Source organism: Kitasatospora sp. NPDC127035, from assembly GCF_042726075.1.
Lineage (GTDB): Bacteria > Actinomycetota > Actinomycetes > Streptomycetales > Streptomycetaceae > Kitasatospora.
The window spans coordinates 11,734-24,584 of record NZ_JBHXDN010000064.1; the positions used below are offsets into that span (position 1 = coordinate 11,734).

12 protein-coding genes are annotated in these 12,851 nt (G+C 75.7%); 8 read left to right on the forward strand and 4 right to left on the reverse strand.

What is annotated here, in order from left to right:
• Positions 1 to 114: 114 nt before the first annotated feature.
• The 4 genes from ACFWIC_RS32145 to ACFWIC_RS32160 all read right to left on the reverse strand — a co-directional run bounded on the left by ACFWIC_RS32145 (position 115) and on the right by ACFWIC_RS32160 (position 4,523).
• Positions 115 to 1,464: a PLP-dependent aminotransferase family protein gene (locus ACFWIC_RS32145; protein WP_380520637.1), complete on the reverse strand. Its 1,350-nt coding sequence runs from the start codon at positions 1,462 to 1,464 to the stop codon at positions 115 to 117.
• The gene (locus ACFWIC_RS32150) at positions 1,461 to 2,402 is read right to left on the reverse strand and encodes an alpha/beta hydrolase (RefSeq protein ID WP_329951849.1); all 942 of its coding nucleotides are present in this window, start codon (positions 2,400 to 2,402) and stop codon (positions 1,461 to 1,463) included. The genes ACFWIC_RS32145 and ACFWIC_RS32150 overlap by 4 nt, the downstream gene beginning before the upstream one ends.
• Before the next feature lie 29 nt (positions 2,403 to 2,431).
• The gene (locus ACFWIC_RS32155) at positions 2,432 to 3,205 is read right to left on the reverse strand and encodes a class I SAM-dependent methyltransferase (protein WP_380361186.1); all 774 of its coding nucleotides are present in this window, start codon (positions 3,203 to 3,205) and stop codon (positions 2,432 to 2,434) included.
• A 223-nt stretch (positions 3,206 to 3,428) separates the two neighbouring features.
• A complete protein-coding gene (locus tag ACFWIC_RS32160; RefSeq protein WP_380361187.1) occupies positions 3,429 to 4,523 on the reverse strand; it encodes an alpha-hydroxy acid oxidase in 1,095 nt (364 codons plus the stop codon).
• A 188-nt stretch (positions 4,524 to 4,711) separates the two neighbouring features.
• Here ACFWIC_RS32160 and ACFWIC_RS32165 point away from each other — a divergent pair, with 188 nt between their 5' ends.
• From ACFWIC_RS32165 to hppD, 8 genes are all read left to right on the forward strand, one after another.
• Complete coding sequence (locus ACFWIC_RS32165; RefSeq protein ID WP_329951851.1) at positions 4,712 to 6,136, forward strand: fatty acid--CoA ligase family protein; 1,425 nt, start codon at positions 4,712 to 4,714, stop codon at positions 6,134 to 6,136.
• A gap of 264 nt (positions 6,137 to 6,400) precedes the next feature.
• Positions 6,401 to 6,688, forward strand: coding sequence for an acyl carrier protein (locus ACFWIC_RS32170; protein ID WP_329881233.1), 288 nt, complete (start codon positions 6,401 to 6,403; stop codon positions 6,686 to 6,688).
• Complete coding sequence (locus ACFWIC_RS32175; protein ID WP_329881235.1) at positions 6,685 to 6,975, forward strand: acyl carrier protein; 291 nt, start codon at positions 6,685 to 6,687, stop codon at positions 6,973 to 6,975. The genes ACFWIC_RS32170 and ACFWIC_RS32175 overlap by 4 nt, the downstream gene beginning before the upstream one ends.
• Positions 6,972 to 8,093 (forward strand): beta-ketoacyl synthase N-terminal-like domain-containing protein, encoded by a 1,122-nt coding sequence (locus ACFWIC_RS32180; protein ID WP_329881237.1) that lies wholly within the window; start codon positions 6,972 to 6,974, stop codon positions 8,091 to 8,093. The genes ACFWIC_RS32175 and ACFWIC_RS32180 overlap by 4 nt, the downstream gene beginning before the upstream one ends.
• Positions 8,090 to 8,605 (forward strand): hypothetical protein, encoded by a 516-nt coding sequence (locus ACFWIC_RS32185; RefSeq protein ID WP_329881239.1) that lies wholly within the window; start codon positions 8,090 to 8,092, stop codon positions 8,603 to 8,605. The genes ACFWIC_RS32180 and ACFWIC_RS32185 overlap by 4 nt, the downstream gene beginning before the upstream one ends.
• Positions 8,606 to 8,769: 164 nt before the next feature.
• Positions 8,770 to 10,407, forward strand: coding sequence for a class I adenylate-forming enzyme family protein (locus tag ACFWIC_RS32190; protein ID WP_380520638.1), 1,638 nt, complete (start codon positions 8,770 to 8,772; stop codon positions 10,405 to 10,407).
• The gene (locus tag ACFWIC_RS32195) at positions 10,404 to 11,681 is read left to right on the forward strand and encodes a beta-ketoacyl-[acyl-carrier-protein] synthase family protein (protein WP_380520639.1); all 1,278 of its coding nucleotides are present in this window, start codon (positions 10,404 to 10,406) and stop codon (positions 11,679 to 11,681) included. Before ACFWIC_RS32190 ends, ACFWIC_RS32195 begins: the two co-directional genes overlap by 4 nt.
• A 149-nt stretch (positions 11,682 to 11,830) precedes the next feature.
• A complete protein-coding gene (gene hppD / locus ACFWIC_RS32200) occupies positions 11,831 to 12,841 on the forward strand; it encodes a 4-hydroxyphenylpyruvate dioxygenase (protein ID WP_329951854.1) in 1,011 nt (336 codons plus the stop codon).
• Positions 12,842 to 12,851: the final 10 nt, after the last annotated feature.

Genomic DNA, 12,851 nt, shown 5'->3' on the forward strand with positions numbered 1-12,851 from the left:
GGGCGCGCGCGGGGGCGCCCCCGCCCCCCCGGGCGGCGCCGCCCCCCCCCCCCCCACCGGCCGGGCGGCCCCCCCCCCCCCCGGGGCCCCCCCCCGCCGTTCTGCGGTCCGGGGCTACCGCGCGTCCGCGTGCGCTCCGCTCCGCCCGGCCTCGGCCCGGACGAACCCGGCCAGCTTGGCCACGCCGTCCTCGATCTGGCCGGCCGTCACCGAGGAGATCGAGAGCCGCAGGCGGCGCTCTCCCCCGCCTGCCGGGTAGAACGGCGCCATCGGCGTCCAGAGCACGCCGTGGTCCCGGGCACAGCGTTCCATCGCCGCGTCGTCCGCCGCGAAGGGCACCTCCAGGACGGCGAAGAAGCCGCCCTCCGGAACGTTCCAGGACAGGCCCAGGCGGGCCCGTTCGGCCGCCGGGAAGTGCCGGTCCAGCTCGGCCAGCAGGGTGGCCATGCCGGCCGCGTAGTGGGCCGTGGCGGGGGCGTTGGCGGCCCGGAGCCGGCAGTCGTGGGTCAGCAGCATGCCGCCGATCACGGCCTGGCTGAGCGCCGGCGTGTTGACCGTCGTCATGCTCTTCAGCTTGGCCAGCTGGTCGGCGAGCAGGGTGCGCCGCCCGTCCGGGCCGGTCACCTCCTGGTCGGCGACCACGTAGCCGAGCCGGGCGCCGGGGAAGCAGGTCTTGGCGAAGGAGCCCAGGTAGACGACCTGCCGGTGGCGGTCGAGGGCCTTGAGCGTGGGCCGCTCGCCCGGCTCGCGGGCGAAGAAGCCGTACGGGTTGTCCTCGATGATCAGCAGCCCCTCCTCCGCCGCCGTCTCCAGCAGCCGGGTCCGGGCCGCGACGGGCATCGAGGTGCCGGAGGGGTTGGCGAAGTCGGGGACGACGTACAGGGCGCGCGGGCGCCGGCCGTCGGCCCGGACGGCCCGGGCGGCGGCACGGACGGCCTCCGGGTCGGGGCCGCCGTCCGCACCCTCCGGGACCGGGACGGTGGTCAGGTCGAGCAGCCTCGCCGCGCCGGTGACCCCGACGTAGCAGGGCGAGCTGACCAGCACGACGTCGTCCGGGCCCGCGCAGAGCGCACGCAGCGTCAGCAGCATGCCCTCCTGGGCGCCGACGGTCAGCACCAGCGCCTCGGGCGGGACGGCGAGGCCCTCGTCGTTGGCGAGGGTGCGGGCCACCAGGTCGGCGATGACGCCCTTGGTCGGGCCGTACTGGAAGAGCACGGTGCGGATCGCGTCCCGACCCAGTCCGCGCGCGGCCAGGTGGTCGAGGAACGCCTCCAGGTAGGCGGTGACGTCCTCCGGCTCGAAGAAGCCCTCGTAGGGGCGGCCGGGGGCGAAGGAGACGGCGCCGGGGTAGCGGGTGGTGACCTCGTTCAGGAAGGTCATCGCGTCCAGCAGCGGGTCGGAGAGCGAACCGTGCAGGTCGCCGAGGTCCAGGGACACGGTCTGCGGGGCCGTCGGCGCGGTCACCGGAGGGCCTCGCGCAGCCGCGCGGCGGCGTACGCCTGCGCCTCGGCGGCGGCGTCCAGGGTGCCCGTCATCGCGAAGAAGCCGTGCGGGACGCCGTCGAAGCGGCGGGTCTCGGCCGGGACCCCGGCCGCCCGCAGGGCCTCGGCGTACTGCTCGCCCTCGTCGCGCAGCGGGTCGTACTCGGCGGTGATGACGGTGGCGGGGGGCAGGCCCGCCAGGCTCGGGGCGCGCAGCGGGGACGCGTGCGGGTGGTCGCCGTCGGTCGGGCCGGCCAGGTAGTGGCCCCGGTACCAGGCGACCGACCGGCGGTTGAACAGCGCCGGGTCGTCGTACTCGCGCAGCGAGGCGGTGTCGGCGCGCTGGTCGGTGTTGGGGTAGACGAGCAGCTGGTGGCGGATCGCCGGGCCGTCCTCGTCACGGGCGATCAGGGTGAGCGCGGCGGCCAGGTTGCCGCCGGCGCTGTCGCCGCCGACGGCGAGCCGGTCCGGGTCGATGCCGAGGGTGTCGGCCTGCTCCGCCAGCCACCGGGCGGCGGCGCGGCTGTCGTGGACGGCGGCGGGGAACGGGTGCTCGGGGGCGAGGCGGTAGCCGACCGAGGCCGTGACGCAGCCGACCGCGTTGGTCAGGGCGCGGCAGATGGCGTCGCTGGTGTCGGGCGAGCCGAGCGTCCAGCCGCCGCCGAACAGGTAGAGCAGGACGGGGAGGCGGCGGCCGGGCGCCGGGCGGGCGGGCCGGTAGAGCCGGAGCGCGAGCTCGCCGCCGGGGCCGGGGATGCGGTGCTCCTCGACGGCGGAGACCGGTTCGGGGGTGCCGGCGGCGGCGCGGATGTCGGCGAGGTCGGCGGCGCGGGCCTCGGCCAGGGTGAGGGTGTAGAGCGGCGGCGTGCCGGAGCTCGCGCGGCGGTCGCGCAGCGCCTGGGCCTGGGGGTGCAGTGGCATCGGGTGTCCCGGGGGTCTGGCGTCGGGTCTCAGCGGTCGGCCTCGACGTAGACGGTCTCGTCGGTGCGGAAGGCGGTGTCGAGGTCGGCGACGTCGGCCCGCGCGCCCTCGCGGTAGGCGCAGGGGCGGATCTGCCCGGGCTCGAACCCGGCCCGGGTGAGGACGTGCCGCAGCTCGTCGAGGTCGTAGATCCACTGGTGGCCGTAGTGGCGGAAGATCTGGTTGACCAGGAAGGCGGGGCGCGCCGGCATCGGCGGGCCGAAGCCGAGGGTGGTGAGGCGGCGGCGGTGCTTGGCCAGGAAGCCGTCGTCGGTGGCGTAGCCGACCAGGTAGCGGGCCAGGTCGGGGGTGGTGATCCGCAGGACGCCGCCGGGGCGCAGGACGCGCCGGGCCTCGCGCAGCCAGCCGACCGCGACCGGCATGGTGACGTGCTCGATCAGGTGCTCGGCGTAGACCCAGTCGACGCTGGCGTCGGCGAAGGGCAGCGGCTTGGAGATGTCGAGCTGGGTGAACCAGCGGTCGCCGTCGACCCGGTAGAGGGTACCGGGTTCGGTGCCGGTCGCGGGGCTGCGCAGCGCGGTGAGGTCGGTGCCGAGGCCGCCCGGGTGGGCGGTGCGGAAGGCCGCGAACTCGATGCCGGTCAGGCCGAGGTCGGTGAAGTCCCGGTGGTCGAACGGGAGCCCGCCTGCGGCCGGTTCGAGCGTGCGGCAGGTGGCGACGTCGGCGCTGAACCGGTCGAGCTGGTCCTCCAGGCCGTCCGGGTCGTCCCAGTCCCAGCCGGGAAAGGCATTCTGTCTGCTCATGGTGTCGGTCTTTCCGTCGTTCTCGTCTGGTGCTGGGCGGTGTGTCAAAAAGGGCCCGGCGGCTGCCCGATGGTGCCTCCGCCGGGTACCGGACGGCCCTGCCGTCCGGTCCTTCCGGCTGCCCGATGGTGCCGTCGTCGCGACGCCTCCGGGGGCCGCCGGGTGCGCCGCGGCGCGGCGTCGCGGCGGGATCAGGTGCCGACGGGATCAGGTGCCGACGGGATCAGCCGGTGGGCCAGGGGGCGAGGGCGGTGCGGTCCAGGTCGGCGAGGGCGGGGCGGCCCAGCAGGGCCATGGTGTGCTCCAGTTCGTCGCGGAGCAGGTCGAGGACCCGGGTGACGCCGTCCTCGCCGCCGGTGGCCAGGCCCCAGAACGCCGGACGCCCGACCAGGACGGCGCGGGCGCCGAGGGCGAGGGCGACGGCGATGTCGGCGCCGCCGCGCACGCCGCCGTCGAGCACGGCGGGGATGTGCGGCGGGAGGGCGTCGACCACCTCGGGGAGGGCGGCGAGCGCGGGCAGTGCGCCGTCCAGTTGACGGCCGCCGTGGTTGGAGACCACGACGGCGTCGACGCCGTGCTCGGCGGCGAGCCGGGCGTCCTCGGCGGTGAGGACGCCCTTGAGGACCAGCGGCAGCCGGGTGCGTTCGCGCAGCCAGGCCAGGTCGGACCAGGTCAGGGCGGGGTCGAACTGCTCGCGGGCGTGGTCGGCGATGCCCGAACTGCCTTCGGTCGCGCGGTGGGTGGAGGCCATCAGGGCGGGGTCGAGATTGACCGCGCGGATCTCCGGCGGGACGGCGAAGCCGTTGCGCAGGTCGCGCAGCCGGCGGCCGATCCGGGGGGCGTCGACGGTGAGCATCAGGGCGGTGAAACCGGCCGCCTCGGCGCGTTCGACCAGGGAGGCCAGCGCGTCCCGGCGGCGCAGCCAGTACAGCTGGAGCCAGAGTGGACCGGTCGCGGCGGCGGCGATCTCCTCCAGGGTACTGCTGGCGAAGATGCCCGCGACCAGCAGGGCCCCCGCCCGGCCGGCCGCCCTGGCGGTCGCGGTCTCGCCGTCCGGATGGACCAGGCGGTGGTAGGCCATCGGGGCAATTCCGAGCGGCAGTCCGAGCGGTGAGCCGAGCAACTTGACGGCGGTCGAGCAGTCGGAGACGTCGACCAGTGTGCGCGGGCGGAACGCGTAGCGTCCGAACATTTCGCGGTTGGCCGCCAGGGTGCGCTCCGCACCGCTGCCGCCCTCGATGAAGTCCCAGATTTCTGGGGAGAGTTGCTCGCGCGCTGCGCGTTCGATCCCGGCCAGCGTGAGTGGTGCCACGGCCATCCTCGTTCCCGGACGGCCGCGCTCGGACCAGTCCACGGGTCGGCAGCGTAGGAGGTCTGGACCTGATTGGTATAGACCTTGATTTGACCAAACGTCTGTGCAATGGTCTGGCAACGGAATTGACCGTATTGCTCGTGATTACCTACACACGGCGTTCATGACAAATCTCCTCACTGTGTGGAGTGGCGTTGACCCGCATTTCCCCTTCTTCACCGCCGCCTTCTTCACCCCCGCACGCCGATGCCCCCGACGACTGGGTCGAACGGGTGCTGTTGGCCGGTCCCGGGGGTGAGGAGTGCCTCCGCTTCGGCACACCCGTCGACCGCGACGCCCTGCGCGCGCTGGTCGCCGAGCAGGCCGAACGGCTCACCGCCGCCGGCCTCGGCCCGGGCGGCACCGCCGCGCTGCGCCTGCCGCCCTCACTGGGCTTCGTCGTCGCGCTCCTCGCCTGCTGGCGCCTGCGGGCCCAGGTGGCCCTGCTGGACCACCGGCTGACCGACCACGAGATCGAGGGCGCGGTCGAACGGCTGGCCCCGCAGGTCCTGGTGGGCTCCGCCCAGCGACCCTCGGCCGCCGCGCTGCGCGGCTACTCCGTGGTCGACCCGGTGGCCGTCCGGCTGCCCGCCGGCCGGCCGGCCCGGACCGGGCACGCCCTGATCCAGCTCAGCTCCGGCTCCACCGGCCCGGCCAAGATCATCGCCCGGACCGCGGGCGACCTGATCCGCGAGCTCGACTGCTACCGGCGGCTGGCCGACTTCCCCGGCGAGGGTGAGCGGGTCGTCCTGCTGTCCTCGGTGGTGCACGTGCTCGGGCTGGTCGGCGGACTGCTCAACAGCCTGCACGCGCACGCCCCGCTGACCGTCCCGGACCGGATGACGGCGGCGGGTATCCTCGCCACCGTCGCCGACGACGACCGCCCCACCACGGTGATCGGCGTCCCGTTCCACGCCGAGCTGCTGGCCGGCGCCGCCGGACCGCCGGCGCTGCCCCAGCTCCGGCGGATGGTCGTGGCCGGCGAACTGGTCCGCCCGGGCCTGCCCGCCGCGTTCACCGCGCGGTACGGCGTCCCGCTCGGCACGATGTACGGCATGACCGAACTCGGGGTGATCGCCACCGATCTGGACGGCACCCTGAACCCGGCCAAGCAGCCCGTCGAGGGCATGGAACTGCGTCTCGTCAACGGCGAGTTGCAGCTCCGCACGGCCGCCTCGCCGTACCCCGGACTGGACGATCCGACCCGCTGGGCCGACGGCTGGCTGCACACCCGCGACGCCGCCGTGGTCGACGGGACCACCGGTCTGGTCACCGTGCTCGGCCGCCGGGACTCGCAGGTCTCGATCGGCGGACTCAAGGTCGACCTCACCGAGGTCGAGCAGACCCTCGCCGCACTGCCGCAGGTCCGGGAGGCCGTCGTGGTCTTCGACGGGGGCGCCATCGAGGCCTACCTCGCCACGGAGGACGGCGCCGACCAGGCGCTCGTCCAGGACGGACTCGCCCGTCAGCTCGCCGCCTACAAGCGGCCGCGCCGGCTGGCCTTCCTCCCGCAACTCCCCCGGACCGCCACCGGAAAGCTGCTGCGCGACCCGACCGCCCTGCGCGCCGCCGCCGGCTGAACCCCGGCCAAGGACCCTCCCGACACCGCCCACCGCACCACCGCGCACCACCCCGCTGCACCGCACCACTTCGGAACCACGCACCACCGCACCACCGCACCGCCGAACCGCCCCTGCGGGACCCGGCCGGCTCCCCGACAGGCAGACGCCCCGACAGGCGGACGCCGCCACCCGTCGGACCCGGTCCGACCACCCGGACCGGCCGTGTTCACATCCCCGACAACCCCGCGCGCGCCGCACGCGCCCGGGCACAAGGAGCACACCATGCAGGACCGCATCCGCGAGTTCGTCCTCGCCGCCCTGGCCGAGATGCAGTACGACGTCTCCGAGGTCACCGGTGACACCGACCTCGGCCCGGCCGGGCTGGACCTCGAGTCGCTCGCCCTCGCCGACCTCTCGGTCCAGGTCGAGGACGAGTACGGGGTCAAGTTCGACCTCGACGAGATGGAGACCACCGCGCTGATGACGCTCGACCAGTTCACCGGCGACGTCGCCGCCCGGATCGCCGCCGCCGACAACGCCGCCACCGCCACCGCGGGCAGCCCGGCGTGACCGACCTCGCCGGACCCGACCGCGCCGAGGTCCTGGAGATGCTGGCGGCGTTCGGGCAGCGCGCCGTCGAGAGCGTCCCCGAAGAACTGGGTTCCCTCGAACTCACCTGGCTGATAGCCGAGTTCGAGCAGCGCTACGGCATCGAGCCGGATCTCGACGACGAGCGGTTCGAAGCCGTCCGGACGGTGGACGACGCCGTCGAGGTGTTCCGCGCGGCCGTCCTCGCGGCCGCGGGCGGTGCCGCGGACGCCGGAGCCACCACGACCGTCGGAGCCCTACGGACATGATCCGCCACGCCCAGCCCGCCGTCCGGCCCGTGGTGACCGGCCTCGGCGTGCTCAGTGCGGCCGGCACCGGGCCGGCCGCACTCGCCGAGGCCACCGCCCACGGCAAGGCCGCCTTCGCCGCCGTCACCCGGTTCGACGTCTCCGCACGCCGCACCACCCGAGCCGCGCTGCTGCCCGAGCCGCGCCCGCTCGCCGACGCGGTGCTCGCCGCCGCCGACCAGGCCTGCCACCAGGCGGGCCTGCCACCGGCGCCCGGCGACGGCGGCCTGCCCGTGCTGCTCGCCCTCCACAGCGACCTGCGCACCCGGGCCGCCGTCGCGGACGTCGCCGCCGGGACGGCCGCCGCCTGGGGCGCCCGCGGAGTCACCCGCACCTACACCGGCGCCTGCGTCGCGGCCGGCACCGCCGTGGCGGACGCCGCCGCGCTGGTCGCCGGCGGCCGGCACCCCCGGGTCCTGGTCGTGGCCGGACACCTGGTCGAGCCCGGCGTGTTCGCGGCCTTCGACGCCGGCCGCGCCCTGGCCCGGGACGGCGAGCTGCGCCCGTTCAGCGCCGGCCGGACCGGCACCCTGCTCGGCGACGCGGCGGCAGCCGTCGTCATCGAGGCCGAACCGGAGGCCGAACGGCGCGGCGCACCCGTGCTGGCCCGGCTGGCCGGCTGGGGCCGGACCGGCGACGCCCACCACGTCTGCCGCCCCGAACCCGAGGGCGAGGGCGCGGCCCGGGCCATCGAGGCGGCGCTCGCCCGGGCCGGGGTCGCCCCGGCCGAGATCGGCTACGTCAACGCCAACGGCACCGGCTCCCCGCTGGCCGACCGGGCCGAGGCGAGCGCGCTGCGCCGGGTGTTCGGCGAGCACGCCGCCCGGCTGCCGGTCAGTTCCAGCAAGGCCGTCCACGGACACGCGCTGGAAGCCTCGGCCCTGCTCGAACTCGTCGTCACCATCAGCGCGTTGAACGAGGGTCTGCTGCCGGTCAACGCCGGCTGGCTGGGCCCCGACCCGGACATCGGACTGGATCTCGTGCTGGACGGACCGCGCACCGCCCGGGCGCGCTACGCGCTCACCCTCAACTCCGCCTTCGGCGGCGCCAACACCGCACTCCTGGTGGCCGCCCGATGACCGCGCTGCGCATCCTCGCCGAGGCCGTCTGGCCCGACCCGGAGGCCGGGACGCCCGAGCAGCTCCCGCCGTTGCCCGGCTTCTCCGCCTCCTCGTTCAACCCGCTGGTCGCCGAGACGGCCGACCGCTGCCTGCGCGCCCGCCACGGCGCGGCCCCGGCCCCCGGCCGGACCGCGCTGCTGCTGGCCAGCACCGGCGGCGACCGGGCCACCGCCCGCGCGATCGACGAGGCCGCCGCCTCCGAGCGGCGGATGCCCCCGTTGCTCTTCTTCCAGTCCAACCCGAACGCCGTCCTCGGCCACATCGCCGCCCGTTGGGGCCTGACCGGCCCGGTGGTGGCGATCAGCCCGGAGGAGAGCCCACCCGGCCGGGTGCCGCAGGACGCGCTCGACCTGGCCGAACTGCTCCTCGCGGACGGCGACGCCGAGCAGGTGCTCGTCATCGCCGCCGAACAGGCCGACGGCCCCGGCGAGAGCGACCGGGCGGTGGCACTGCTGGTCACCGGCGTCTGAGCCAGACCCCCGCACCACCGACCCCGACCACGTCCCCCGACCGCGTCCACCGACCCCCCGCACGTCTGCGCTCCACCGGCGCGAACGGTCCCCCACCCGCCGCGTCCCGCCGCAGCACGCCCAGCACCTTCAGCACGCCCAGCACCTCGGGAGGGATCCACCCCGTGAGCATCCGCAGTATTCGCACCCTTCTGGCGGACGATCCGGCCGTCGGCGCCGGCAATGTCCTCACCAGCCGGCTCGCCCTCGGCCTCGGCCTCGACGAGCCGCTGCTGACCTTCGACACCGCCGTGGACGACCACGCCGCCTGGCAGCCCTTCACCGTGGCCGAGCTGGACCGCGCGGTCCGCGCCAGGGCCGCGACCCTGCACGCGCTCGGCGTCGGCCGGCGCGACCCGGTGGTGGTGTACGCGAGCGACGCCGCCGACCACGTGCTCTCCTTCCTCGCGCTGGCGCGCCTCGGCGCCATCCCCGCGCTGCTCAACCCCAACCTGCCCGGCGAGCGGGCCGCCCGCTACATCGCCAAGCTGGGCCCGGTCGGCATCCTCGCCGACGCCCCGCACCTCGACGCCCTGGCCGGTCACGACCCGGGCGCGCCCGCGTTCCCGGAGATCTCCACCCTCGGGAGCGGCGACCCGGAGGCCGCCCCGGCGCCGTACCGGCACTGGGCCGGTGACCCGGTCGCGATCACCCACTCCTCCGGCACCACCGGCATGCCCAAGGCCGTGGTCCACTCGCACGCGAGCCTGTACGCGGCGATCCGCCACCGTGCCCGGCTGCCCCGCCCGCAGGGCCAGGAGCGGATGCTCAGCGCACTGCCCGCCCCGCACGCCGCCACGCTGATCGCCGTCAACCTCGCGCTCGCCTCGCACACCCAGCTCGCCGTGCTCTCCAGCCAGTCCGGCGCCGGGGTGCTGGACGCGATCGAGAGCTGGCGGCCCAGCGGTGTCGTCGGCTTCGCCGCGACCTGGGCCGACCTCGCCCACCACGACCTGGCCGCACGGGAGCTGGACTCGGTCGCGCTCTGGTGGAACACCGGCGACTGCGCCCACGAGGTGCACATCCGCCGCCTGGTCGCCACCGGCAGCCGCGAGTCCGTCACCCGCGAGGGCCGGGTCCGGCTGCCCGGCTCGCTGTTCGTGGACGGCCTCGGCTCCACCGAGATGGGCCACTCGCACTTCTTCATCACCCACGGCCCCGGCACCGAGCGGTACGGCCGCTGCGTGGGCCGGCCGCACGCCTTCGTCGACTGCGAGCTGGTCGGCCCGGACGGCGAGCCGCTCGGCCCGGGCGAGGTCGGCGAACTCGCCACCACCTCACCGACCCTGGCACTCGGCTACTGGAACGACTCCGCCACCACCTTCCGCACCCGGCTGCGCGGCCGGTTCCTCACCGGCGACCTGATGTACCGGGACGAGGAGGGCTACTACTACCACGTCGACCGGGCCGTCGACTCGGTCGAACTCGGCGACGGCAAGCGGCTGTTCACCGCGATGTCGGAGGAGCGGGTGCTGGCCGCCTGCCCCGACGTGCTGGACTGCACCGTGGTCGCGGTCCGCGACGGCGGGCAGGTCGTCACCGACGTCCTGCTGATCCTGGCCGCCGACGCCGACCCGACCGCCGACCGGACCAAGGCCGTCACCGCCGCCCTGGACGAGGCCGCCGCGGCCACCGTCCGCCAGGTCGTGGTGGTGGCCGGCGACGCCATCCCGCTCGGGCCGACCGGCAAGGTCCGCAAGGTGCTGCTGCGGCAGCGCTACCTCGACTCGGTGGCCGCCCCCGCCGCGGCGGACGCCCGATGAGCGCCGGCGCCGCCCGCACCGGCGGCCGCCCGGGCGCCGTGGTCACCGGCATCGGCCTGGTCACCCCGGTCGGCCGCAAGCCCGCCGAGGTCTTCGACGCGCTCATCGCCGGCCGCTCCGGAATCCGCGCGCTGCCCGAGGGCCACTCCGCGCACGGCTGGCTCAGCGCCGCCGGCGTCGCCCCGGCCGTCGACGGCCGCGAGGTGCTGCCGCCCACCGAGACCCGCTGCGTGGACCGGTTCGTGCTGCTCGCCCTCGCCGCCGCCGACGACGCGCTCGCCGACGCCGGCCTGGTGGTCGGCCAGGACTCCGACCCGCACCGCACCGCCGTGGTGCTGGCCACCGGCGGCGGCGGGCTGGAGACCTTCGAGCAGCAGTCGCACCGCCGCCTCGACCGCGGCCGGCCCGGCGTCAGCCCGTACCTGCTGCCCGGCATGCTCTCCAACATGGCCACCGCCCGGATCGCCATCAAGCACGGGATCCGGGGCTTCAGTTCGGCCATCGTCACGGCGTGCGCGGCCGGCGCCCAGGCCGTCGCCGAGGGGCTGCGGCTGATCCGGGCCGGCGACGCGGACGTGGTGGTGTGCGGCGGCAGCGAGTCCTCGCTGCACCCGACGATCGCCGCCGCGTTCACCAACGCCCGTGCGCTGGCCTCCGGTTGGGACGATCCCGGGCAGGCCAGCCGGCCGTTCGACGTCCGCCGCAACGGCTTCGTGCTCGGCGAGGGCAGTGCGGTCCTGGTGCTGGAGAGCGCCGAGCACGCGAACGCCCGCGGCGCGGCCGGCTACGCCGACCTCACCGGGTGGGGAGCCTCCACCGACGCCCACCACCCGACCATGCCGCGCCCGGACGGCTCCGGCGCCGCCGACGCGATGCGTGCCGCGATCGCCAACGCGGGCCTGGCGCCGTCCGACATCGGCTACGTCAACGCCCACGGCACCGGCACCAAGCTGGGCGACGTCGCCGAGACCGCCGCGCTGCGCACCGTCTTCGGCGACCAGGGCCCGGCGGTCAGCTCGACCAAGGGCTCCACCGGCCATCTGCTGGGCGCCGCAGGCGCGTTGGAGGCAGCGGTCACCGCACTCGCGGTGGCCCGGGGGACGCTGCCACCGACCGTCAACCTCACCGAGCCGGACCCGGCCTGCGCACTGGACCACGTCCGGGGCTCGGCCCGTGCCGTCCCGCTCGGCGCCGCGCTGAGCAACGCCTTCGCCTTCGGCGGGCACAACCTCAGCCTGGTCTTCGAGCCCGCCTCCACCCGGTCCGCCAGGTAGGGCCGCTCCGGCGGTTCCCGTCGCACCGACGCCCGGCGTCCTGCGCGCGGCGGGAACCGCCGGACCGGCCCTGGCGCGGCAGCGTCGCCGCGCCGCCCGACCCGCGCCGGACCACTCGCCAACTCGCCACCCCCCGGGGGGAGATCCCGATGTCCATCCAGTCCATCACCCACGTCGAGTATCACTGCGCCGACGCCGACGCCATGGCGGCCGGCTTCTGCGCCGACTACGGCTTCACCAGCATCCCGCCCGAGCCCGGCCACCTCGCGACGGCCGAGTCCCAGGGCGCCCGCACCCTCCTGCTGCGCCAGGGCGGCATCCGCTTCCTGCTGCGCTCCGCCACCGACCCGGCCCACCCGGTGGCCCGGTACGTGGACCGCCACGGCGAGGGCGTCGCGGCCCTCGCGCTCGGCTGCACCGACCCGCAGGCCGCCCTGGAGCGCGCCGAGCGCCACGGCGCCCGCGTGCTGGACCGGGCCGGCGGCCTGGTGGCCGGCTTCGGCGACACCTCCCTGCGGTTCGTGACCGAGCAGCCCGCGGCGGACCATGACGAGCCCGCCGGCCGGCTGCTGGACGCCCTCGACCACGCCGCGATCTGCGTTCCGGCCGGCGAGCTGGCCCCCGCGGTGCGGTTCTGCGAGGCGGCCCTCGGCATGCACCGGATCTTCGGCGAGTACATCGAGGTCGGCGAGCAGGCCATGGACTCCAGCGTGGTGCAGAGCGTCTCCGGCGAGGTGACCTTCACCCTGATCGAGCCCGACACCAGCCGCCGCCCCGGCCAGATCGACACCTTCCTGGCCGACCACCAGGGCGCCGGCGTCCAGCACCTGGCCTTCCGCACCGGCGACATCGCCACCGCCGTGCGCACCGTCCGGGACCGCGGCGTCGAGTTCCTCACCACCCCCGGCACCTACTACGACGCGCTCGCCGAGCGGCTCGGCGGCACCGCCATCCCGGTCGACATCCTGCGCGAGCTCGACATCCTGGTCGACCAGGACCACGGCGGCCAGCTGTTCCAGCTCTTCGCCCGCTCCACCCACCCGCGCCGCACGTTCTTCCTCGAACTGATCGAGCGCCAGGGCGCCGGCACCTTCGGCACCGCCAACATCAAGGCCCTGTACGAGGCCGTCGAACGGCAGCGCGCCGCCGCCTCCGTCTGAGTTCGTACGA

Excerpts from the sequence above, each read along its gene's own strand:
- ACFWIC_RS32195 (WP_380520639.1), top strand. The coding sequence starts at position 10,404 with ATGAGCGCCGGCGCCGCCCGCACCGGCGGCCGCCCGGGCGCCGTGGTC.
- ACFWIC_RS32155 (WP_380361186.1), bottom strand. The coding sequence starts at position 3,205 with ATGAGCAGACAGAATGCCTTTCCCGGCTGGGACTGGGACGACCCGGAC.
- hppD (WP_329951854.1), top strand. The coding sequence starts at position 11,831 with ATGTCCATCCAGTCCATCACCCACGTCGAGTATCACTGCGCCGACGCC.
- ACFWIC_RS32180 (WP_329881237.1), top strand. The coding sequence starts at position 6,972 with ATGATCCGCCACGCCCAGCCCGCCGTCCGGCCCGTGGTGACCGGCCTC.
- ACFWIC_RS32185 (WP_329881239.1), top strand. The coding sequence starts at position 8,090 with ATGACCGCGCTGCGCATCCTCGCCGAGGCCGTCTGGCCCGACCCGGAG.
- ACFWIC_RS32150 (WP_329951849.1), bottom strand. The coding sequence starts at position 2,402 with ATGCCACTGCACCCCCAGGCCCAGGCGCTGCGCGACCGCCGCGCGAGC.
- ACFWIC_RS32170 (WP_329881233.1), top strand. The coding sequence starts at position 6,401 with ATGCAGGACCGCATCCGCGAGTTCGTCCTCGCCGCCCTGGCCGAGATG.
- ACFWIC_RS32160 (WP_380361187.1), bottom strand. The coding sequence starts at position 4,523 with ATGGCCGTGGCACCACTCACGCTGGCCGGGATCGAACGCGCAGCGCGC.